Source organism: Serratia sp. Je.1.23.a (genome assembly GCF_051129805.1).
In the GTDB taxonomy this organism is placed as follows: domain Bacteria; phylum Pseudomonadota; class Gammaproteobacteria; order Enterobacterales; family Enterobacteriaceae; genus Serratia; species Serratia liquefaciens.
In genome coordinates, this window is record NZ_JBCPSR010000001.1 from 1152956 (window position 1) to 1175206 (window position 22251).

25 protein-coding genes are annotated in these 22251 nt (G+C 54.9%); 13 read left to right on the plus strand and 12 right to left on the minus strand.

The window, feature by feature from the left end; genetic code table 11:
* Nucleotides 1-43: 43 nt before the first annotated feature.
* The 6 genes from AAZT04_RS05580 to AAZT04_RS05605 all read left to right on the plus strand — a co-directional run bounded on the left by AAZT04_RS05580 (nt 44) and on the right by AAZT04_RS05605 (nt 2510).
* Nucleotides 44-607 carry a DUF2975 domain-containing protein gene (locus AAZT04_RS05580; protein ID WP_048760583.1) on the plus strand — a complete coding sequence of 188 codons (564 nt, stop codon included), beginning with the start codon at nt 44-46 and terminating at the stop codon, nt 605-607.
* Between the two features lie 7 nt (nt 608-614).
* Complete coding sequence (locus AAZT04_RS05585; protein WP_041415317.1) at nt 615-830, plus strand: helix-turn-helix domain-containing protein; 216 nt, start codon at nt 615-617, stop codon at nt 828-830.
* Nucleotides 831-1049: 219 nt separating this feature from the next.
* Nucleotides 1050-1274, plus strand: a complete 225-nt coding sequence (locus AAZT04_RS05590) for a hypothetical protein (RefSeq protein WP_071846562.1) — start codon at nt 1050-1052, stop codon at nt 1272-1274.
* Between the two features lie 177 nt (nt 1275-1451).
* Entirely contained in the window at nt 1452-1772 is a 321-nt protein-coding gene (locus AAZT04_RS05595; protein ID WP_434679214.1) for a hypothetical protein, read from the plus strand.
* A 27-nt stretch (nt 1773-1799) separates the two neighbouring features.
* A complete protein-coding gene (locus tag AAZT04_RS05600) occupies nt 1800-2108 on the plus strand; it encodes a hypothetical protein (RefSeq protein ID WP_434679216.1) in 309 nt (102 codons plus the stop codon).
* A 42-nt stretch (nt 2109-2150) separates the two neighbouring features.
* Nucleotides 2151-2510, plus strand: a complete 360-nt coding sequence (locus tag AAZT04_RS05605; protein WP_434679218.1) for a hypothetical protein — start codon at nt 2151-2153, stop codon at nt 2508-2510.
* Here AAZT04_RS05605 and AAZT04_RS05610 read toward each other — a convergent pair.
* The 4 genes from AAZT04_RS05610 to AAZT04_RS05625 all read right to left on the minus strand — a co-directional run bounded on the left by AAZT04_RS05610 (nt 2507) and on the right by AAZT04_RS05625 (nt 6190).
* A complete protein-coding gene (locus AAZT04_RS05610; RefSeq protein WP_260628923.1) occupies nt 2507-2791 on the minus strand; it encodes a LysR substrate-binding domain-containing protein in 285 nt (94 codons plus the stop codon). The genes AAZT04_RS05605 and AAZT04_RS05610 overlap by 4 nt on opposite strands.
* A 116-nt stretch (nt 2792-2907) precedes the next feature.
* Complete coding sequence (gene dcuR / locus AAZT04_RS05615) at nt 2908-3621, minus strand: two-component system response regulator DcuR (protein ID WP_048760591.1); 714 nt, start codon at nt 3619-3621, stop codon at nt 2908-2910.
* A 2-nt stretch (nt 3622-3623) separates the two neighbouring features.
* Entirely contained in the window at nt 3624-5225 is a 1602-nt protein-coding gene (locus tag AAZT04_RS05620) for a sensor histidine kinase (RefSeq protein WP_130015556.1), read from the minus strand.
* A 122-nt stretch (nt 5226-5347) separates the two neighbouring features.
* Nucleotides 5348-6190, minus strand: coding sequence for a class I fructose-bisphosphate aldolase (locus tag AAZT04_RS05625; protein ID WP_260628922.1), 843 nt, complete (start codon nt 6188-6190; stop codon nt 5348-5350).
* Nucleotides 6191-6725: 535 nt separating this feature from the next.
* On the opposite strand from AAZT04_RS05625, the gene AAZT04_RS05630 reads away from it, so the two are divergent.
* From AAZT04_RS05630 to AAZT04_RS05645, 4 genes are all read left to right on the plus strand, one after another.
* Entirely contained in the window at nt 6726-7655 is a 930-nt protein-coding gene (locus tag AAZT04_RS05630; protein ID WP_020826397.1) for a sugar ABC transporter substrate-binding protein, read from the plus strand.
* A gap of 97 nt (nt 7656-7752) precedes the next feature.
* The gene (locus tag AAZT04_RS05635) at nt 7753-9237 is read left to right on the plus strand and encodes a sugar ABC transporter ATP-binding protein (RefSeq protein WP_020826398.1); all 1485 of its coding nucleotides are present in this window, start codon (nt 7753-7755) and stop codon (nt 9235-9237) included.
* Nucleotides 9238-9254: 17 nt separating this feature from the next.
* Complete coding sequence (locus tag AAZT04_RS05640; protein ID WP_020826399.1) at nt 9255-10283, plus strand: ABC transporter permease; 1029 nt, start codon at nt 9255-9257, stop codon at nt 10281-10283.
* Nucleotides 10284-10346: 63 nt separating this feature from the next.
* On the plus strand, nt 10347-11264 hold the full coding sequence (locus tag AAZT04_RS05645; RefSeq protein WP_020826400.1) for a sugar ABC transporter substrate-binding protein: 918 nt from the start codon (nt 10347-10349) through the stop codon (nt 11262-11264).
* A 32-nt stretch (nt 11265-11296) separates the two neighbouring features.
* Here AAZT04_RS05645 and lhgO read toward each other — a convergent pair whose 3' ends face one another.
* The 6 genes from lhgO to AAZT04_RS05675 all read right to left on the minus strand — a co-directional run bounded on the left by lhgO (nt 11297) and on the right by AAZT04_RS05675 (nt 18116).
* Entirely contained in the window at nt 11297-12487 is a 1191-nt protein-coding gene (gene lhgO / locus AAZT04_RS05650) for an L-2-hydroxyglutarate oxidase (protein ID WP_434679223.1), read from the minus strand.
* A gap of 2 nt (nt 12488-12489) precedes the next feature.
* Complete coding sequence (locus AAZT04_RS05655) at nt 12490-13206, minus strand: FadR/GntR family transcriptional regulator (RefSeq protein WP_261159208.1); 717 nt, start codon at nt 13204-13206, stop codon at nt 12490-12492.
* On the minus strand, nt 13196-15154 hold the full coding sequence (locus tag AAZT04_RS05660; protein ID WP_020826403.1) for a TRAP transporter permease: 1959 nt from the start codon (nt 15152-15154) through the stop codon (nt 13196-13198). Before AAZT04_RS05660 ends, AAZT04_RS05655 begins: the two co-directional genes overlap by 11 nt.
* 9 nt (nt 15155-15163) lie before the next feature.
* Entirely contained in the window at nt 15164-16198 is a 1035-nt protein-coding gene (locus tag AAZT04_RS05665; protein WP_116690726.1) for a TAXI family TRAP transporter solute-binding subunit, read from the minus strand.
* Between the two features lie 192 nt (nt 16199-16390).
* On the minus strand, nt 16391-17206 hold the full coding sequence (gene metQ / locus AAZT04_RS05670) for a methionine ABC transporter substrate-binding lipoprotein MetQ (RefSeq protein ID WP_020826405.1): 816 nt from the start codon (nt 17204-17206) through the stop codon (nt 16391-16393).
* A gap of 130 nt (nt 17207-17336) precedes the next feature.
* Nucleotides 17337-18116, minus strand: coding sequence for a response regulator transcription factor (locus tag AAZT04_RS05675; protein WP_427690169.1), 780 nt, complete (start codon nt 18114-18116; stop codon nt 17337-17339).
* An 86-nt stretch (nt 18117-18202) separates the two neighbouring features.
* On the opposite strand from AAZT04_RS05675, the gene AAZT04_RS05680 reads away from it, so the two are divergent.
* Together AAZT04_RS05680 and AAZT04_RS05685 are read left to right on the plus strand one after the other, a co-directional pair.
* Nucleotides 18203-19024 carry a carbon-nitrogen hydrolase family protein gene (locus AAZT04_RS05680; protein WP_434679227.1) on the plus strand — a complete coding sequence of 274 codons (822 nt, stop codon included), beginning with the start codon at nt 18203-18205 and terminating at the stop codon, nt 19022-19024.
* 117 nt (nt 19025-19141) lie between these two features.
* Nucleotides 19142-19660, plus strand: coding sequence for a hypothetical protein (locus tag AAZT04_RS05685; protein WP_116690723.1), 519 nt, complete (start codon nt 19142-19144; stop codon nt 19658-19660).
* Between the two features lie 30 nt (nt 19661-19690).
* Here AAZT04_RS05685 and AAZT04_RS05690 read toward each other — a convergent pair whose 3' ends face one another.
* Nucleotides 19691-19945: a Rho-binding antiterminator gene (locus AAZT04_RS05690; protein ID WP_020826409.1), complete on the minus strand. Its 255-nt coding sequence runs from the start codon at nt 19943-19945 to the stop codon at nt 19691-19693.
* Nucleotides 19942-20208, minus strand: a complete 267-nt coding sequence (locus tag AAZT04_RS05695; protein WP_020826410.1) for a DUF2024 family protein — start codon at nt 20206-20208, stop codon at nt 19942-19944. The genes AAZT04_RS05690 and AAZT04_RS05695 overlap by 4 nt, the downstream gene beginning before the upstream one ends.
* Nucleotides 20209-20688: 480 nt before the next feature.
* On the opposite strand from AAZT04_RS05695, the gene AAZT04_RS05700 reads away from it, so the two are divergent.
* Complete coding sequence (locus AAZT04_RS05700; protein ID WP_434679230.1) at nt 20689-22086, plus strand: cytochrome-c peroxidase; 1398 nt, start codon at nt 20689-20691, stop codon at nt 22084-22086.
* Nucleotides 22087-22251: the final 165 nt, after the last annotated feature.

Consider the following 22251-nt stretch of genomic DNA (forward strand, 5'->3'; position numbering starts at 1 on the left):
CGTTTTACGATAACTTATTGCTGTTTTTAAGGATGAAATCGCTATGGGCGCTGCGCCACGGATCCACCTTCCGCTTTATGTACGTTGCTTGTGTTTGTTGATCATGACGATGCTGATTGTCAGCACCGGCGTGGAGATGTTTATGATTGTCCAGGGTTGGGTGCAGGGCGAGGCGTTCAACAGCATCGTGGCGTCCTACCGTGACTATTACCCAGAACTGAACGCCTATGCCGTTCCGCAGCAACGCTGGGCTTTAGTGGCCACCCTGTTGTTGGACATGTTCGCCTACGTGCCTTATTACAGCGCATTACTGTGCGGCGCCGGGCTGTTTTACCAGTTCTATCGCGGTAACGTTTGGCACCGCAACAATATGCTGTTGTTACAGATCATCGGTATCCTGCTGATTGTCGATGTGCTTTTCCCCTCGCTGGCCGGGATGTTGCAGGTGATGATACTGACGGCCAATGAAAAAATGCTGCTAATAATTTATTATGGTATCAACAGCGAATCGGTACGCTCGCTGATCGTAGGCTGCGCAATCCTGGTGTTTAGCCGGGTGTTCCTGGAAGCGTTGCGGCTGAATGAAGAACAGCTTTCTTTCGTGTGAGAATAGAGTGGCGATAATAGTAAGTCTTGATGTCATGTTGGCCAAAAGGAAGATGCGTTCGAAGGAACTGGCGGAACAGGTGGGGATCACCGAACAAAATCTGTCCCTGCTGAAGAACGGCAAGGTGAAGGGCGTCAGGCTGGAGACGTTAGATAAAATCTGCCGGATCCTCGACTGCCAGCCTGGCGATCTTCTGGCCTGGCAACCGGATAACCAAGACTAGCGCGGTGGCGTGCTTTGCGCGCCATATCGTCAATATATTGATTAATTATTATCGTCGGTACTGTAAGCCTTTTTATTGTCAATTAAATCATTAGTCACCTTATTTAAAATTAATAAGGTCGTTTTGACGTTGCTCGCGTTTGAAGGGGGTTATTAAACTAAAAAAAGTCATTTTTTATTTACCGTTGCTAATGATAGGGTTTATTTTAAAGGAGGATATATGAAATTTTGCCAAGGGATCCCGGTATTGTTAATCATGCTAAGCGGTTGCAGCAATATTCAACCCGGCTTTTCTTCTTCAAGCCCTGGCTGGGAACAGCCAAAGCCGGCGACACGTGAGCAACGGCAGCGCATCAGCGCGGGAGAGTCAGCCTCTGCGGTACTTAACGAGAGAGGGCCGAGTATCGGTGGAACCATCGATTGGTCAACATTGTGGGATCGCTAATTCACTAAATATATTTATCCTGCGAATTATAAACCCAATGGCACTCATTTAATTAAGGTTTACGGTTTGCCGGGTAATATGTTGTTCTTCTCGCGTTGTTTATTTTAACAGCAATAAGTGCTTTTCATTATTTAATGGGAATGAGCGCCATTATGGGCTTTATTACAGGAGTTTATTGTGGAAAAAGGCATCCCCGTTATTTTCATATGTCTATTATTGCCCTGGTGCCAGCAGGCTGCCGCCGCGCGTTATGAGCGGGAGCATGAAGGCGTCTCTTCGGTGCTGTTTCGCAAGAAACTCAAAGAGGTGGCTCATGACTTCTGGGACGAGATGGGCAATGAGAAACAGCGACCTCTGATATCGACGCAAAGTGAAGACAATACGCTGGCTCAGCGTAAAGCCTGCAAAGGGCAGAGGGGCAAGGCTGCCGCCGCGAGTGAAACGCATCCATCGGCATTGCCGCGCGAAGAACGACCGCTGCTTATCAACGGTTGCTAGCCTCATGCACTAATGGAGTTTTTGCTTTTGAAATTAACCTCTTTAATGACAGCGGCACTCGCCCTGTTGGCGTCTTCTTGTTGCTATTCGTTTGTTGACAAGCACGCTCAGCGCGCCGGTTTCGAGACGGGGGAAAGCCGCGTGGATTACCGATTACGGTTTAACGGGCTGTTGCAACATCTGTGGTACGTAGAGCAATTACGTTCGGAACAGGCGCGCCTTGCCGTGATACGCCTTGAGCGCAAAACGCTGGAGTCCGCGATGTTACCGCGTGTATGTCGGGCAACACCTGTGCCGCTGTTTTTAGTCGGTAAGAGCGCCATAGCCAGAAGATAGTTTTGTGAGTCAACAGGTGAATTTAATATCAGGAGTCTATCAGTGAAACGGATTTTTCTTGCCTGCGTGGCGCAGTGGTCTTGCTTCTCATTGCAAGCGTCGGTTGACTGGCAATACCATGCCGTACAGCCGCTGGATAACAAAATCTCTGAGGAGTACCAGCAAAAGCGCAGCGGGTTAAAACATAAAGTATGGAGTGCCGAGGGCGTGGCGTTGGCCAATGAGAAGGCGCTTGAATTGGAACGGCAACGCGCCGCCGCCGAGCAGGCGAACCGGCAGCAGCTTAAAACGCTGTATGGCGAGTACCACTACCCTTGTGGCAAGCGGAAACAAGAATACCGCAAACTGTGCAACCTGCCGCGCGGGATGACGGATTTTCCCGGGCACAAACGCCACCCTTAGCTCCCTGGCAACTGGCTTGGCATCTGCGTCAGCAGGATGTCGATCGCCGCCCGCGTTTTGGCCGGTAAATAACGGCTGTGAGGCCAGACGGCGTGGATTTCACTGGGCAGCAGGCGAATTTGGCTGAGTACAGGCACCAGTTCCCCGCTGCGCAGGTAACGGGCCGACAGCCAGTTGGGGAGCCACACCAGGCCGGTCACGGCGCTGTCGCATAGTGAGTTGCTGGCCCGTACCGTCCCGGCAGCCGAATTGCTGGTGTTGCCGGTGGTGCATCTGTCCAACGTGGAGCGCCAAGAGGATTTTGTCGCCGCGCTGCGCACCTTTCTGCAAAGGTAGTGAGATTAAAAGAGTGGCCCCTGGACGCAATGATGCGTGATGAGCCCCCAGGAGGCATCGTCTAGCGGCAATACTCTTTCAGCATGGCGACCGCGTCCGGCTTTAATTGGTAAAGATAGACCGGTCTGCCGGTGGTGCCGTACAGGATGCGGGTGCCCAGAATGCCACTTTCCGCCAGATAGATAAGGTATTTACGGCAGGATACGCGCGAAATGCCGATAGCGTTGGCCAGGTTGTCGGTCGAAAACTCCCCATCGTGCTGCTGTTCGATCCATTCGCATACCGTACTCAGCGTAATGCTGGTTAACCCTTTCGGCAGTTTCTTGCCTTCGCTGCTGTTGGGCTGACGCCGCAGCAGGCTGTCGACATCGGCCTGTGAGAATTCGCGCTGTGCCAGGATCTGCGACTGCTGCTGGTAGTTGCTCAGCGCCTCTTTGAAACGGCCGAACTGGAAGGGTTTAATCAGATAATCCACCACGCCGTAGTGCAAGGCGCGTTGCACCGTGTCCACGTCGCTGGCGGAGGAAATGATAATGACGTCGGTTTTTTCACCCAGCTCGCGCAGGCCAGGCAGCAGATCCAGGCCATTCTCCTGCTGCATATAGATATCCAGCAGGACCAGATCGATACTGACATCGGTATCGGCCAGCAACTCGCGTGCCTGCGCCAGCGTAGCGACGGTGGCCTGACAGTGAAAGCCGCTTACCTGGCTGAGGTAGTATTTGTTCAACTCCGCTACCATCGGGTCGTCATCAATAATCAATACGTTAATCATGGTCAGCCCTTGGCCTGATAGGGAATATGGACAAAGAACTGGGTCAGTACACCCGGTTCAGATTCAAAATCAATGCTGCCGCCCAGTTTTTCCAGGCTGCTGCGGATCAACGCCAGGCCGATACCGCGTCCCGGCCCTTTGGTGGACACACCCTGCTCAAAGATACGGGCGCCGAGAGCCGGATCGATGCCGGGGCCGTCGTCGCTGATTATACAGTGTAAGTGATTCTCATTGTGATGAAAGCTCAGGTTGATCTCGTGTCCCTCAACGCCGTCGATGGCGTCAATCGCGTTTTCAATCAGGTTGCCCAGCACGCTGATCAGCACATGGGTGGTTTCCGCGTCGTCGGTTTCAGGCAGCAGGCTGGTCTCATCGATGGTCAGCTCAATGCCGGCCTCATGGGCGCGGCTGATTTTGCCGATAAAGAAGCCGGCGACCTCTGGCGACTGTATTTTTCGTAGCAGCGCGCCGATCTCTTCCTGGTAGTTACTGGCGGTGTTGATGATGTAGTTTTCCAACTGCTGGTAAGCCTTCATATGCAGCATGCCGAGGATCACGTGCAGTTTGTTCATAAACTCGTGCGACTGTACGCGCAATGCGTCGGCGTAGTGGGCCATACCGCTCAGGCGCTGCACCAACTGGCTGATTTCGGTTTTATCGCGGAAGGTGGCGATGGCGCCAATCACCTGGCCCTTGACGATCACCGGTACGGTATTGGTCAAAAGCTCGCTGCCGTTAAAACTGATCTGCTGGTCGCGCAGCGGTTTGCCGCTGGCCAAAACTTCCGCCAGATGCAGTTGGGCCGGCCAGTACTTACTGGCGGACTCCAGCAGCAGATTTTCGAAGGGGCCACTTTGGCGCAGCAGGCGTTTCGCCTCGTCGTTAACAATGGTGATACGTGACTGGTTATCGACCGCGATGACGCCTTCTTTAATCGACTGCAGCATGGCGTTGCGCTGTTCAAACAGGTTAGAGATTTCGTAGGGTTCAAAACCGAGCATGATGCGCTTAAGCGCTTTCACCAGGAAGAAGGTACCCAGCGTGCCGACCAGCGCGGCGAACGCGAGGGTTAAATAGATAATCCAGCGGCTTTCGGCCACCACCCGGTGGACGGTATCGAGAGCGATGCCCAGCGCCACTACCCCTATCTGTCGGCGCTCGCTGTCGTAGACCGGTGCAAAGACGCGCAGTGAAGGCGCCAGCGCGCCACGGTTGATGGCGCTGTTGGTTTTCCCGTGCAGGGCCGGTTCTAAATCGTCGCCGATAAAATGCTTGCCGATCAGCCAGGGTTTAGGGTGCGAGTAGCGGATGCCTTTCATGTCCACCACGGTGACGAACAGCAGCTCGTTTTGATGTCGCACCTGCTCGGCGAAGCGCTGGATCGCGCCACTGTGATCTTCCCGCTGCAGGCCGTCAACGACGTTACCGGAAAGCGCCACCGTTTCGGCAATTGCCATCGCCTTTTGGCGCTGCTGATCTTGCCCCTCGTGACTCATCTGCACAAAAAACAGCGCGTACACCACCAGCAGCACCGAAGCAATAATGGCAGACACCATCAGCGTGAGGGTGGTGCTGAGTTTCAGCGGTATCCGTTGTTTGGGCATGGCGGTTCTCCGAATGGGCGTATCAGGATTTTAGCGGGGAATGGGGCGCGGGGCAGCGACCGGCAGCAGGTTATAACATGCTGCCGCCGGGGGAGGGATTATTTTAATTACAAAAGCCGGGATCAGGGTTGATGATAGATTTCCAGCCCTTTTTGGCCGCTGGCCCCCTGATGGATGATCGCCATCAGCGCGCGCACCACTTTTGACGGATTATCGTGTTGGTACACATTGCGGCCGTACACCATGCCGGATGCGCCCTGTGCCATCAGCGCCGCAGATTTCTCCAGCACCGCGCCCAGTTCACCTTTACCGCCGCCGCGGACCAGCGTTGGGCAACGCGCCGCTTCAACGACGCGGTGGAAGTCTTCCACCCGTTCGGTAGGGTCGGCTTTGATGATGTCGGCGCCCAGTTCACGCGCCAAGCGCACCAGCGGCACCATTTTTTCGACGTCGCCCAATGAGCCGTAAGCCGACCCTTGACCGGCCGGCGCCATAACCAGCGGTTCGACCATCAGCGGCATGCCATAGCGATCGCAGGCATGGCGCAGGCGGCCGATGTTTTCCACGCACTGGCGGAAAATGCCCGGTTCATCGGGGATCAGGTACAGATTCACCACCACGGCCGCGGCATCCATCTGCAGCGCGGCGAGGATCGGCGCTTCCGGATTATGCAACACCGCCCACATTTCACGGTGACGCGCGGCGTTATAAGCGTTGCCGACGTCGGTACGCATCACCAGGGCCGGTTTATCGCGTTGCGTCGAGCATTGCAGCAAATCCGCCTGGCCGTAGTTCACCTGAATGGCGTCGGGGCGGGCGACGATCAGGCTATTCATGACCCGTTCAATATCTTCCAGACCGATTAAAAAATCCGGTTCATTGGCAATGCCGTGATCAATCGCCACGTCGAGGCACTTGCCGTTATTGAATAGTCGGTTCATCCGTACCTTACTGCTGAGCTGCATGTCAGATCCTCCTGAAAACACATGTCCATTCAGTATTGTCGAGTAAACCGCGGGATGAAACCGTGGATCCACAAACTGCGCGCTCGCTCGCATATTTACTGAGAGAACCCCTCGCGTTTTTTCATCACGGCAGAGCGTTTCTCGTCGCTGAACGCACTAAAGGAACGCGTACGCTGATGGCTTTTGCGCCATTTGTTAGATCCGTGTCATGTTTTTGTTACTTGGTTATTCCAAAACGCATGTTTCGCTTGTTTGGGTTAAAAAGTTTCAATAATCTAAATTTTGAAATAAACATTTGAAAGTTACGATATGACGTAACGAGTTAGGCAAGGGTTTTATTTCAATTGATTGTTTTTAATCTATTTTGAGACATTGATCAAAATTTCACACACTGCCAGAAGACGGAAGAAAAGCGGTAAATCTGCCGTATCAAAGGGATATCACCGACCGGATTGTTGTTTGAATGTAAAAAATATTTTTCATTAGCTGTCAAATCAACAGGCCTCTTCACTCTAACGATTAAAGGGTACAGAACATGAAGCTGAAGAAACTGATCGTCACCTCGGTATTGATGTGCATGCTGCCGGCCAGCGTATTGGCAAAAGACATCAAAATCGGCGTTTCAATGGCTTATTTCGATGACAATTTCCTCACCATCCTACGCCAGTCCATGCAGAGCAAAATGAAACAGGACGGCAACGTCAGCGGTCAATTTGAAGATGCCAAAGGGGACATCGCTCAGCAGATCCAACAGATTGAGAACTTCGTCAGCCAGGGCGTCGACGCCATTATCCTCAACCCGGTCGATACCCAGGGCGTGAAGCCGATGATCAAACTGGCGGAAAGCGCCAAGATCCCGCTGGTGTTCGTTAACCGCCGTCCGGAAGTGACGCTGCCTGCGGGCATGGCCTACGTAGGCTCAGATTCCAAACTGGCCGGTAAGCTGCAGATGGAAGAGTTGGCCAAGCTGATGAACGGCAAGGGCAACGTGATGATCCTGATGGGCGAACTGTCCAATGAAGCGACCCGCGACCGCACCCGCGGCGTGGAAGAGGTGGCGGCCAAGTATCCCGGCATCAAAATTCTCGACAAGCAAACCGCCAAGTGGGGCCGTAAAGAAGCCGTCGACATTACCACCGACTGGGTGCTGACCGGTCAGCAGATTGATGCCATCGCCTCCAACAATGACGAAATGGCCATTGGTGCGATCCTGGCGCTGAAACAGGCGAAGAAGAGCGGCGTGCTGGTAGCTGGCGTGGATGGGACTCCGGACGCGCTGGAATTCATCAAGAAGGGCGATCTGGCATTGAGCGTATTCCAGGATGCTAAAGGCCAGGGCGAAGGCGCGGTGCAAACTGCGATTCAGCTGGTTAAAGGCGAGAAGGTGGAAAGCAACGTCCTGATCCCTTATCAGCTGATCACCAAGGCCAATTATCAGGAATTTGCCGACAAGAACAGAAAATAAGCGTTAAAGCAGCGCGGTTATATCCATTGCCGTATTTATCCGACACTCGACGGTAAATACGGCAGGGATGCATTGACGAACGGCGGAGGTTATCAGTATGTATCCTTATGTTCTTGAGGCTGAAGGCATCAGTAAGCAGTTTCCCGGCGTGAAGGCGCTGGATAAGGTCTCAATTAAAATCAAACCAGGCAGCGTGCACGCTTTAATGGGCGAAAACGGCGCGGGAAAATCCACGCTGATGAAATGTTTAATCGGTATTTATCACCCCGATGAAGGCACCATTAAAATAAAAGGCCAACCGGTGACCTTCAGCGACACGCTGCAGGCGCTGCATTCGGGCATTTCCATGATTCACCAGGAACTGAACCTGGTGCCTTATATGACGGTGGCGGAAAATATCTGGCTGGGGCGTGAGCCGGCGAAGCTGGGCTTCGTAAACCATGACCAACTGAACAAGAAAACCCGCGAGCTGCTGGCGCGGCTGAACATCAAACTCAAGCCGGAAACGCTGGTGGGTGAGCTGAGCATCGCCAGCCAACAAATGGTGGAGATCGCCAAGGCGGTGTCCTACAACGCGGACGTCCTGATCATGGACGAACCCACCTCGGCCCTGACCGAAGGCGAGGTGGTGCATCTGTTTGCCATCATTCGTGAGCTGCGTGAGCAGGGCAAAGGCATTATCTACATCAGCCACAAGATGGACGAGATTTTTGCCATCACCGACGAGGTGAGCATCTTCCGCGACGGCACCTTTATTGCCAGCGATAAAACCGAAAACCTGACCAAACAGTCGCTGATCACCATGATGGTAGGGCGCGAACTGACCCAGATGTTCCCTAAATTCAACAACAATATCGGCGAGGAAGTGCTGCGGGTCGAAGGACTGCGGCGTTCGGACTGGTTCCACGATGTCTCGTTCAGCGTGAAACGGGGCGAGATCCTCGGCGTCGCCGGGCTGGTGGGGGCCGGCCGCAGCGAAGTAATGGAAAGCCTGTTCGGCATGCACCCGGCGGACGGTGGCAGCATTTTTATCGAAGGCAAAGCGGCAAAGGTCGATTCGCCCTCAAAAGCTATTGAACTCGGCCTGGCGTTTCTCACCGAAGATCGCAAAAAATCCGGGCTGTTTTTGGTGCTGTCGGTGGTTGAGAACATGAGCATCGTCAACCTGTCGGAGTACATCGGCAAGAACGGGTTTGTCAGCCATGTGCAAATGGCCAAAGACTGCATGGAGCAGATCAAAAAGCTCAACATCAAAACCCCGACCATGGACCAAATCATCAATAACCTCAGCGGCGGTAATCAGCAGAAGGTGCTTATTGCCCGCTGGCTGCTGGCCCAGCCCAAAATATTGATCCTCGATGAGCCAACGCGTGGCATCGACGTCGGGGCCAAGGCGGAGATCTATCGCCTGATCAGCGAGCTGGCGAACCGCGGCGTCGCCATTATTTTGGTGTCATCGGAATTACCGGAAATTCTCGGCATGAGCGACCGGGTGATGGTGATGCACGGCGGCCGTATTACCGGCATTTTGGATAAAGAAGAAGCGGATCAGGAAAAAATCCTGGCGCTGGCCTCTGAATAACGCAAAGGTGAACCACCATGAGTAATGTAAAAATTGAGAAGCCGCTTGCGGGTAAAGCGCCCCTGTTCTCTGGCCTGAGCGGCAAAATGCCGAAAGATACCGGCATCTTTATCGTGATGATCGGCATCGCGCTGGTCTTTGAAATCCTCGGCTGGTACATCCGCGATCAGTCATTTCTGATGAACCCTAACCGGCTGCTGCTGATCGTGTTGCAGGTAGCGATTATCGGCATCATCGCGGTGGGCGTGACCCAGGTCATTATCACCACCGGTATCGATCTCTCTTCCGGCTCGCTGATTGCGTTGACGGCGGTGGTGGCGGCCAGCCTGGCGCAAACCTCAGACAGCATTTCGCCGATGTACCCGGCGCTCCTCGATCTGCCGGCGGCGATCCCGATCGGCGCGGGGATCGGGGTAGGTATTGTTTGTGGGTTTATCAACGGCTTCCTGATCACCCGTACCGGCATTCCACCGTTTATCGCCACTCTGGGCATGATGGTGTCGGCACGTGGCCTAGCGCAGTATTACACCCAGGGTAACCCGGTCAGCTTCTTGTCCGACGGCTTTACCTCAATCGGCCAGGGCGCGATGCCGGTGATCATCTTCCTGGTGATTGCGGTGATCTTCCACATCGCGTTGAAGCATACCCGCTACGGCAAATACATCTACGCCATCGGCGGCAACATGACCTCCGCCAGAGTTTCCGGTATCAACGTCAATAAATACCTGGTGACGGTCTATACCATCGCCGGCGGTCTGGCCGGACTGGCGGGCGTGGTCCTGGCGGCGCGCGTCAGCAGCGGTCAGTCGAGCATGGGGATGTCCTACGAGCTGGATGCGATTGCTGCCGCGGTCATTGGCGGTAGCAGCCTGATGGGGGGCGTTGGGCGCATTACCGGCACGCTGATCGGTGCGGTGATCCTCGGGCTGATTAAAAGCGGATTCACCTTTATCGGCGTGGACTCCTATATTCAGGACATTATCAAAGGCGTGATTATCGTCGCCGCGGTGTCTATCGACATGCACCGTAACCGCAAAAAACACTGATTGCCGTAAATCTCCGCCGGTGCGGCTTGCCCGGCGGTTTTTTTTTACCTCAGGGGAATCACCATGAAATACCTAAAAAGAATCGTGCTGGTGGCGGCGCTTAGCTGTTCCACCTCGGTACTGGCGGAAACTATCGGCGTGTCGATGGCCTATTTTGACCAGAATTTCCTCACCATCATCCGCCATTCGATCGACAAAGAGGCCAAGGCGCGCGGTATTACCGTGCAATTCGAAGATGCCCGCGGTGACGTTGGTCGCCAGACCGATCAGGTGCAGAGCTTTATCAGCGCCGGGGTGGACGCGATTATCGTCGACCCGGTCAACTCGGCGGGCACGCCTGCGATCACCAAGTTGGTGACCAGGGCGGGTATTCCGCTGGTGTATGTGAATCGTACGCCGGGCGACAGCACGCTGCCGTCCGGCGTGGTGTTTGTCGGCTCCGACGAGAAGCAGTCCGGCACCTTGCAGATGGAAGAGCTGGCGCGCCTGGCGAATTATCAGGGCAACGTGGCCATCATGATCGGTAACCTGACCGATGCCGGTGCACTGCAACGCACCAAAGACGTGGAGCAGGTGGTGGCGAAGTACCCGAAAATGAAAGTGGTGCAGAAGCAAAGTGCCAACTACTCACGCAGCGAGGGTATGGATCTGATGCTGAACTGGGTAACCAACGGCGAGTCCATTGATATCGTCGCGGCCAACAACGACGAGATGGCGATTGGCGCGATCATGGCATTGCAACAGGCCGGTAAAAAGGACAACAAAGTGCTGATCGGCGGAATCGACGCCACCCCGGACGGCCTGAAAGCATTATCTTCCGGCAAGATGCAGGTCACGGTCTTCCAGGACGCCGTCGGCCAGGGCAAGGCCTCGGTCGACGTGGCTCAGCGGATGATCAAGGGCGAAAAGCTGGAACCCTATTATTGGATCCCGTTTGAACTGGTCACGCCGGCCAATATGCAAAAATACGCGGCAAAGTAAGCTGGAAAGGCCCGCGGCAGCGGGCTTTAACATTACAGCGCAGCAAGATGTTGTCGCACGATCTCGCGGCCGATCTCCAGTGAGGCGGTCGCCGCCGGGGAGGGCGCATTGCAGACGTGCAGCGAGCGGCGGCCCTTAACAAAATGAAAATCATCCACCAGTTTGCCGTCGGCGGTCAGCGCCTGGGCACGAACCCCGGCCGGGCCGGGCCGGATATCTTCCGGTTGCAGCTCGGGGATAAGCTGGCGTGCGTTTTCGGTAAATAGTTTGCGTGACAGGGAGCGTCGAACTTCTGCCAGCCCCTCGCCAAGATAAATGCCGGCGATTTTCCAGAATCCTCGATAGCCGAGCACCTCGCTCAGATCCCGCAGGCTGAAATCGCATTTGCGGTAACCTTCACGTTTGAATGCCAGCACCGCATTGGGGCCAACGTCGCGCTTGCCGTTGTACATACGGGTAAAATGCACGCCGAGGAAAGGGAAATCCGGGTTCGGTACCGGGTAAATCAGGTGGTTCACCAGATAGTTTTTTTCGTCGTTCAGCACAAAGTATTCACCCCGGAACGGCACGATCTTCATCCCGGTCTGATAGCCGGCCAGGGCGGCGATGCGGTCACTGAACAGGCCGGCGCAGTTAACCAGCCACTTGCCCTGATATTCTGTGTGAGGGGTACGCACGCTAACGCCGCCACTGCTTTCAACGATGCCCTCAACCTGTTGTCCATAGTGGATCTCGCCGCCGCGTTGCTGGATCACTTCCGCCAGCTTTGCCGCCACCTGGCTGTAGTTGACGATACCGGCATCGGGTACCAGCAGTGCCTCAATACCGTTGACGTGCGGCTCACGCTCCTTTAACTGCGCCTGCGACAATCGGCTGACCGCCAGCCCGTTCTGTCGCCCGCGCTGGTAGATATTCTCCAGTAAAGCCAGCTCTTTCAATTGGGTGGCCACAATCACTTTGCCGCATTGATCCTGATAGAGGTCATGCTCGCGGCAGAAGGCGAACATGCTTTGGTTGCCCAGTTTTGCCAGCCGCGCCTTTAGGCTGCCGGGTGTGTAGTAAATGCCGGAATGCACTACGTTACTGTTATGGCCACTTTGGTGGGCCGCCGGGCCATTTTCTTTTTCCAGGATCAGGATGCGCAGCAGGGGGGTCGTTTCCTGCAGCGCGTTGGCGACGCCCAACCCTACCAGACCTGCGCCGATAATGATCACGTCATGCATGGTTATCCTAACTCCTCATGGTCCAGGCGGCGCAATTTGCCGCGTACGTTGCTGAGATGGTTTTGCATAGCGGCAGTGGCTGCCGCCGGATCGCGAGCCTTGATTGCCATAAATACCCGTTGGTGCTCGTCGATCACCCGTTGGCGCTCGTCCTGACGGCCCAGGTTCTTGCTGAGTGAATACACCAACACGCCGAGATACAATTCGTGCATGTTATCCAGGATCTGCACGAAAAACGGGTTGTGCGAGGCCTGCATAATGGCGCGGTGGAACAGATAATCCTCTCGATGACCAATCAAACCTTCGTCGAGGGTGCAGCGTTTGAAGTCGTTAAGGGCCAATTCAATCGCCCGCAGTTCCTGCTCGGTATGGCGTTCGGCGGCCATACACGCCGCCTGTTGCTCAATCACCTCACGCATTTCCAGCAGCGCTTCCACTTCATCCGGATCGGCTATTTCCAACACCAGCGGCTGGTATTTGCTCAGCAGGGAATGTTGTTCCACCCGATGGCCGCCCCCCTGCCGCGAGGAGATGATGCCGCTGACCTCCAGAATGCCGAGCGCCTCACGCACGGGCACCCGACTGACGCCAAAGGCCTCCGCCAGCAGGTTCTCTGACGGCAGTTTTTCCCCGACGGGGAAGGTGCCGTTACAGATGCCTTCCTTCAACTGCGCCAGGACCTGATGAGAAGCTTTCTGGCGCGTAACCTTATTGATCATTTACAGCCCTCTGCGGATGACTCCGCCTGAAACGCAACAGATGCACGGACGCCGCAGTAACAATCAGCGCCGCGCCGCCCAAGTCGGTCAGCAGCCCCGGTTTAATCAGCAGGATAGCCGCAAAGGTAAACAATACCCGCTCCAGCCAGTGGGTTTTCATCATCCAGAAATTGGCGCTGGCGATCGACAGCGCATAAATCCCCACCAATGCGCTGATCACCATATGGATCACCGACAGCGCATTAAGGTCGTCGCCCTGCATCAGCAGCATCGGGTTATAGACCAGAATGAATGGGATGATAAAGCCCGGTAACGCCAGGCGCACGGCATCCCACGAGGTCTGCATCGGGTCGGCGCGAGCGATGCTGGCGGCGGTGTAACTGGCCAGCGCTACCGGCGGCGTGATGTTGGACAAGGCGCCAAACCAGAACACAAAGAAGTGCGCCGCTAGCGGCATCACGCCGGCTTTGATCAGGATCGGCGAAACGGTAACCGCCACCACGATATACAGCGCGGTAGAAGGCAGGCCCATACTCAGTACGATGCACACCAGCATCACCACCAGCAGGATCATCCACAGGGTATTGTTGGTCATCGCGACGATATTAAACGCCAGCGTGGAGCCGATACCGGTCATGGTGACCACGCAGATGATTACCCCGATGGCGGCGCAGGCTATCGTCACCTGAATAGAACCGCGAGCCGCTTCGTTCAGTGCTTCAGCGATTTTTTTCGGCGTCATGCGTACGGTGGTATCGGGGGTGATCCAACTGGCGACGATGATCGAAATAATGCCGAGGAACCCGGCATAGATCGGCGTTTTGCCCAACAACAGGGTGCCGATAACGATGATCAACGGCAGCAACAGCAGGCCGCGCGCCTTCAGCACCGCTTTCACTTTGGGAATATTTTCTTTGCTGATGCCTTTCAGACCCTGCTTTTTAGCCTCTAGATCGATGGCAATAATCAGCGCCGCGTAATAGAGCAATGCGGGAATAATGGCGGCGATCACGATGGTGGTATACGAAATGCCGAGGAAGCCGGCCATGATAAAGGCGGCGGCGCCCATGATCGGCGGCATGATCATTCCACCGGTGGAGGCGGTGGCTTCAACCGCACCGGCAAAGCGGGACGACAGGCCGATGCTTTTCATCAGCGGGATGGTGAAGGTGCCGGTGGTGGCGACGTTAGCCACCGCGCTGCCGCTCAGGGAGCCGGTCAGCGCCGAGGAGATCACCGCGACCTGCGCCGGGCCGCCGCGACGCCGACCGGCCATCGCCAGCGCCAAATCGTTGAACAATGCCGTGGCCCCGCTGACGCTGAGGAACGCGCCAAACAGGATAAATACCACGATAGCGGTGGAGGCGGTGGACAGGGTGATGCCGAAGATCCCTTCGCTGGTCATAAACAGCCGGTACAGCAGGCGTTCGAACGAGAAGCCGCCGTGGCCGAAAATGCCCATAAAGTACTGGCCGAACAGTGCATAGACGATAGCGAAGGTCGCCAGTCCGGGAATGAAATACCCCGTGGTGCGCCGTGCGGCTTCAAACAGCACGCCGATGCCGATCACCGCCATCACGTAGTCGGTGGTATTGGGAATGCTTTTGCGCACCACGTGCAAGTCCAGATAGCTGGCGTAGAAATAGCCGTAGCTGACCAGCGTCAGGATAATGAACAGGTAGTCCCAGCGGTTGAATTTGCTGGTGGCGTGGCGGCGTGATACCGGAAACAGTATGAAGCCCAGGATTAAGATACCGCTGAGAAACGTAGTATTGCGATAAAACTCCTGGGTATTCGACAGTGCATTGGCATAAATAGCGTAAGCGGAAATCGCAATGGCCAGCACCGTGGCCAACTGCAAATAGATACCGCTCAGCGGGCGACTACCGGCCCCGGCTTCTTTGTCCAGATCGACGGCATTTTGCGGCGACAGGTTGTTAGTGCTCATACGACCTCCTTATCGATTGACGGCAAGCGCTGCCGCTTCCGGTGGGATCAGATAGTCGGGCACGCTGACCCCGGCCTCGAGATAATATTTATAAGCGCCCATATGCAGCGGCACAGAGACGCCTTTCAGCGCATTCTCCAGCGAAATGTATTTGGCGGCGCTGTGGACCTGATGCACTTCCGGCAGGTTTTCAAACAGGGTTTTGGTCAGGTCATACACCAGCTTTTCATCAAGGCCATTGAGCGCGACCAAAATATTGGGCTGGGCGATAGTGGAAACCGCCTTACTCTGCCGTGGGTAGGTATCGGCTTTAATATCAAAACGGAACCAGGAATTGGCGATGGCGTTGATGTTGGCCAACTGTTCATCGGTGACGTTGAGGATGCGTGAGGGCACGCCGCTGGCGAACATGTCGGTTACCGCTGCCGCCGGTACCCCGGCAGGCAGGGCGCCGCCGTCAAGTCGCCCGTCGCGCATGGCTGAAACGGTGTCGCCATAGCCCAGATATTCCGGCGTCAGCGATTTCTTGCTCAGGTTAACCCCTTGCAAAATGATCAGCGTGGACTGCTCGGTGCCGCTAGCCTGTGGGCCAACTGAGAAACGGCTGCCGGCGATGTCATTCAAGGTGCCGTCCTTGACTTTGTTTTCCAGCATCACAAAGTGTTCTACGTTCGGCCACAGCATCGAGATGGAACGCAGATGGCCGTAGGCGCGGCCTTCAAAGTTGCGTACGCCCTGGTAGGCTTCGACGGCGATCAGGCTTTGCAGGATCGCCAGTTGCGCCTCGTTTTTCTGCAGCAGATCGATATTCTCTATCGATCCCGCAGAGGATTGCCCGCTAACCTGGATGCCGTTCTGCTTCAGGCGGTTGCTCCAGACGTTGGCCAGCCCGACGCCCATCGGGTAATAGGTGCCGCCGGTGGAGGCGGTGGCTACGGAAAGGAAGGTCTTGTCGGCATTCTCCACCTTGCCGGCGACCGCCAGCGCCGCGACGGCAGCCAGAGCACCCGCAGCCAGCAACAGCTTGATTTTTCTATTTTTCATTATTTTCACCCGAGGTTTTTTGAAACAAATAGAAAACATTTACGCAAACTTGTATACAACATTGCAGCTTTTATCACCTAACAAGCATTGTTTGATTTGTGATCAAGGCGGGTGAAAAGCGTTCAAAAAATGGCGGGAAATGTGAGGGAGGATAGGATTACCCCGTGACGGTTGCCACGGGGGAAATGCAGATTACCAACCTTTAACGGCATCGCCCTTGTAGATTTCGGCGGCGCTGGCGGCAACTTCATCGGTCTGATAGGCCTTGATCAGATTCTTCACGTTTTCGTTGTTTTGGTTATCCACCCGAGTGGCGAAAACATTGACGTAAGGCGAATCTTTGTCTTCGACAAACAGCCCGTTCTTGGCGGGCGACAGACCAATTTGGCTGGAGTAGTTGGTGTTGATGATCGCCAGGGCGATCTGTTTGTCGTCTAACGCACGCGGCAACTGAGGCGCTTCAATCTCGACGATTTTCAATTTCTTCGGATTACTGACGATATCCAATGAGGTAGGCAGCAGCCCGACGCCCTCTTTCAGCACAATCAGCCCCTGTTTTTGCAACAGCAGCAGCGAACGGCCGAGGTTGGTCGGGTCATTGGGCACCGCAACCTGGGCACCGTCAGGCAGTTGGCTGAGCGACGTGATTTTTTTGGAATAACCGGCGATGGGATAAACGAAAGTATTGCCTACCGCTACCAGTTTGTAGCCGCGCTCCTGGATCTGTTTTTCCAGATAAGGCTTGTGCTGGAAGGAGTTGATGTCGAGATCGCCATTATTCAGTGCTTCGTTGGGCAACACGTAGTCATTGAAGGTCACCACTTCCACATCCAGATCGTATTTCTGTTTGGCGATTTTCTGTACGGTCGCCCACATAGCCTGATCGATGCCGGAGCTGATGCCGACTTTGATGTGGTGGTTGTCTTGTTCCGTCGGTCCACAGGCAGTCAGCAGCAGGCTGCTTGTTACCGCCAGCGCTGCGGCGAGTTTTTTCAGCGTAAATGTCATTTCCCAGAGTCCTTGTCAAAATAGCCTGCTGGTTATTGCAGGCTGAAGAGTGGCACTGACTCTAGATAATCGGCTGGCTAAAATAAAATACTGATTCTCTATGATTAATAGCGATTTGCTATGAGGGATTTCAGGCTCCGCGGCTGCGCCAAAATAGCGCAAACAGTTCGGACTGCGTGTTGATGCCCAGTTTCGAGTACAGGTGCTTTTTATGCGCTCGTACCGTCTCGATAGAAATCTGCAGGCTGCGGGCGATCTCCTTGGTAGAACAGCCTGCCAGCATCAGTTGGCTGACCTGGTTTTCCCGTTCCGTCAATTGCGCGCCGCCGGGCAACGACGACAGTGAGAAGTTGCTGTCGCCATCATCGCTGGCGTTTTCGAAACGCATCCGCTGACGCATCAATGGCAGTAGCCAACTTTCGACCAGAGCCAGAATGCCGAGGTGACGATCGCTGTAGCGCCGCGAGGCGCCAAACGACAGGCAAAGCATGCGCTGCGGCTCCACCAGCAGGTTGAAATGCACCTCATCGCCACCGACGTTGTGGTTGAAATAGTGTTGATAGTATTCCGTCGCCGCAAAATTGGCGGGTGCAACGTCATCCAGGCGCAACAGCCCGGTGCGTTGGCGCGCCCAGGCGTCCAGGTAGAAAGGATCGAGCAGGTAGAGGCCTTTCTGGTAATCGTGAAACAGCGCTTCGTCACTGCCGTCGCTTTCGTCGCTGGCAGCCAGGATCTGTGGTGGATGCTGGGGAGAAAACAGCAGCGCCACCCAGTTTTCGAACGGGATATGCCCCTTCAACAGGCGCGCACAGCTCAGCCAGAAATCCGCCCCGTCGAGGTTATCGACCAGTTGGCCGAATGCCCGATGCCAGGCCAGCGTCTCGGGAGAAATAAGGCTGCTGTTACCCACTGATGTTACCCCTGTCATGGAATAGCCAGAACGGCTGTTTCGGGCATACTACCATTATTATTACTGTGTTCCGCGTGGAGGATAAAATGGAAATAACCCTGGCCCAATTGCCCTGCCGGGAAGGTTGCGTTGCCGACAACCTGGCGCAGGCCCTGGCATTCATTGAGCGTTACGCCAAGGGCGGCAACCTTATCCTGTTCCCGGAAACCCAGCTCACCGGTTTCGCTGCGGCGCAGGGTGACACCGATTATGCCCTGCAAAGCGACGGCGTGGAATTGCTGCAACTGGTTCAGGCCAGCCGCCAATACGATGTCGCGCTGGTGATTGGCTTTCTTGAACGTACCGATAAGGGGGTGTTCAACAGTACGGTGCTGATCACGCCGGAGCAGGGGATTTATCTGCACTATCGCAAGACCCATTTGTGGCCGGATGAGCGTAATACCGTTCTTCGCGGCGATACGTTAGTGTGCGGCGTTTGGCGCGGAACGCGTATCGGGCTGCTGATTTGCTACGATCTTGAGTTCGCGGAAAATGCCCGGGCGTTAGCCGTTATGGGCTGCCAATTGCTGCTGGTGACGAATGGCAATATGGATCCCTATGGCCCGGTGCACCGCAATGCCGCGCTGGCCCGCGCGCAGGATAACCAGATGTTTGTCGCCATGACCAACCGCTGCGGTGAGGGTGATGGATTGCAGTTTGCCGGCGAAAGCCTGATTGTCGATCCGCTGGGGCGCGAAGTCGCCGGATTGGGCCGCGAGGAGGGGGCGCTGTCAGCCACATTGGATTTTACCCTGTTAGAGCAGGCTCGCCGCCACTACCGTTATCTGGACGATCGGCGCTTACCGTTAGCGGGAGAAGCGCAGTGGGTTGAAGGGGAAGAGGGGCGCCGGGGGTGGCCACTGGGGTAATCGGCCTGGCGTATCCTGTTTGTGCCCTGGTATACAGTTTGTTTTGACGGGGGATCCGCCTGCTTATTATGATGACGGAAAGCCCAACCGGGGCGCGAATAGCGAAAGGAAAAGACAATGCGATTTAACATGTGGCGCAAGGCGTTGCTGCCATTGGTGGTTTTGACTTGCGTATCAGCGGCTCAGGTTCAGGCGGCGGAGAGCGTGGCGGAACCGATCCCGAAAACGTTATTGGGCAACTGGCATATCAGCAAGATCCTGCCGACCCAAACCGTGGGTTGCTGGGATGAACAGCAGGCGAAAGGCCTGATCGGCGGCAAGATTGGTTATAAAGCAGGGAGTTTCACCTGGAACGGTACCGAGTTGAAAAGCGAGGGGGCGACCCTCAGCACGGTGGAAGCACAGGAGTTTGTTGAGGACAACTCCGGCAGCAGTTCTTATATCGACTTCCCGATGCTGGGCATCAGCACGCCGGCGGTTGAACGGGTGATGATCCAGCATGCCGATACCACAATCAAAGGCATTACCGATCAGGGTACCGACGGCGTACCGGGGGATAACGTGCTGGTAAAAGATGCCAACACGCTGATCCTGTCGGTGTGCAACGTGTGGTTCGAAGCCCAGCGCGTGCGGTGATCCCTGCCATCGGCTTATCTTGTCCTGCCCTCATTGCGTCAGCGCGATGCGACCGAAGAGGGCATGACTCCCTTGCGGGGTAATGGCCGAAAGCTGATCCAGGCGGCAAACCCGTTGATTATCGAAATAAATAAACTCTCCCTCATTCTCCAGCGTCTGGGTGGTTAACGCCGTTGCCTGGAAACACTGCCCGTTAACCAATTCAACGTTCAGCCGGTAACCGTAGAGGCAGGCAATTTCCAAATAATCATGCAATTCGCAGTCTATCGGCCGGTAAGCTGTCATGACATCCCCTGGCAACCCTGCATTTTAAAAATGTAATAGCCTGTTTGGCCAATAGCCTGCTCCACCTCAGGGCTGGAGGACTCGCTGTGGCAGAATGCACAGCTGCTTTGGCTGATATTGTCCTCCTCAATGTTGTTTTGTTTGAGGAACTGTTGCGCATAGTGTCTTGCCTGAGCCAGATCGTTGCTGTCGGTGAACACGTCGAAATGCAGATAGCGACCATCCCTGGTATGTACATGAGTGTCAAAAACATTGATATACATAGTTATTTATCCTTTTGCTTGTTTATCTGAACCTGAAGTTGGTGTCGAATCGATACAATTATCCTCGCATTAGATGAAAATCCTGTCAACGGCGCTTTTAGCCAAAATGACCGGTTGAGAGCAGAGCACAAGGGAAGGGCCATAAACCCTAAAGAAGCGTTTCAATATGAAAATGAGCGGGTAGAGCCGGTGATTTATTTCTGTCGTCACGTTTACCGAATTAATTTTTTATAAAATCAAAGCACTATCCGGGTTTGGAAAATAAAGGGGCGTTTGAAATCTTGGGGATATTTCAATGCCGGGATGCTTCAAGAAAATAGCCGCCGATTTTATATCGGCACGCTGATAGGCAAACACTATTACAGCTATAGGCGCAGGCTGGGTTATTCATTGATTGTTATCAATTATGCAGCGCATCTTCCTCTCTACTATTACCGGGCAACTGTCTATTGGATGGGCAATACCTTATAAGGATTGAAAATGAAAAAGGTCACCCGTATTGCGGCGATGTCCCTTACCGGCATTGTCTTATGTTATCTGGGGCTTTCGGGCTATGTTTGGTATCACGATACTCAGCGTACGGTGTACAGTCAGGTACCGCGATCTGCGCTGGAGAAGAATAACCAGGTTCTCGGATTGCTGAGAGAAAAGGGCTGCGATTATTGCCATACACCTTCTGCCGATCTCCCCTTCTATGCCTCATTTCCCATTGCCAAACAGCTGATGGAATACGATATCCGCCTCGGGTATCAGTCTTTTAACCTGGAACCTGTACGTGCCAGCCTGATCGAAGATAAAGCGGTATCACAAAGCGATCTGAACAAGATTGAATGGGTAATGCAGCATAAGACCATGCCGCCGACACGGTATGTCGCCTTGCACTGGGCGGGGCAGGTGGATGAGCAAGAGCGCGAGACCTTGCTTGGCTGGATAGCGCAGCAGCGCGCGCGTTACTACGCCAGTAACGAGGCTGCGGCGGAACACCGTAATGAGCCGATTCAGCCGATCCCCAAGGCATTGCCTGTCGACGCACAGAAAGTGGCGCTGGGTTTCCGACTGTATCACGACCCGCGCCTTTCCGGAGACAGCACACTCTCTTGTGCCCACTGCCATTCGCTCAATACCGGAGGCGTAGACGGCAGAAAAACGTCGATTGGCGTTGGCGGCGCGGTAGGGCCGATAAATGCGCCAACGGTATTCAACTCCGTGTTCAACAGCGAGCAGTTCTGGGATGGCCGTGCGCCAACGCTGCAGGTACAGGCCGGTGGACCGCCGCTCAACCCTATCGAAATGGCTTCCAAATCCTGGGAGGAGATCATCGGCAAGCTGGACAAGGATCCGGTACTAACCCGTGATTTTGTCGCCGCCTACCCGCAGGGCCTCAGCGGCGACACTATTACGGATGCCATCGCCGAATTTGAAAAAACCTTAATCACGCCGGATTCGCCTTTCGATAACTGGCTGCGCGGCGATGACAAAGCCATGACGATGCAGCAGAAACACGGTTATCAACTGTTTAAGGACAACAAATGCGCCACTTGCCACGGAGGAACCATTCTCGGTGGGCGTTCCTTCGAGCCTTTGGGGCTGAAACGCGACTTCAATTTTGGGGAAATTACCGCCGCGGATATCGGGCGGATGAACGTCACCAGCGAAGCGCGCGACAGGCTACGGCAGAAGGTGCCCGGCCTGCGCAATGTGGCACTGACGGCGCCTTACTTCCATCGCGGGGATGTCGCCACGCTGGATGAGGCGGTCAAACTGATGCTGCGCTATCAGGTGGGTACCGAACTGCCGCAGCAGGATGTCGATGATATTGTTGCCTTCCTCGAAAGCCTGACGGGCGTATATACCCCTTACACCCAAAGCCAGAAATAACGCGCTGACGGCCCGCGTCATCATGGTATCTCCAGCCCCGGTAACGGGGCTGTTCCAACGGCAAGATGCCCGTTCATCTCTCCGGTTTCTGAACTAAAATTATCCATAACGGGACAACAGAAATGTTGCCGTGCAAACCGGGGTCTCTATGAATCAATGACAGGA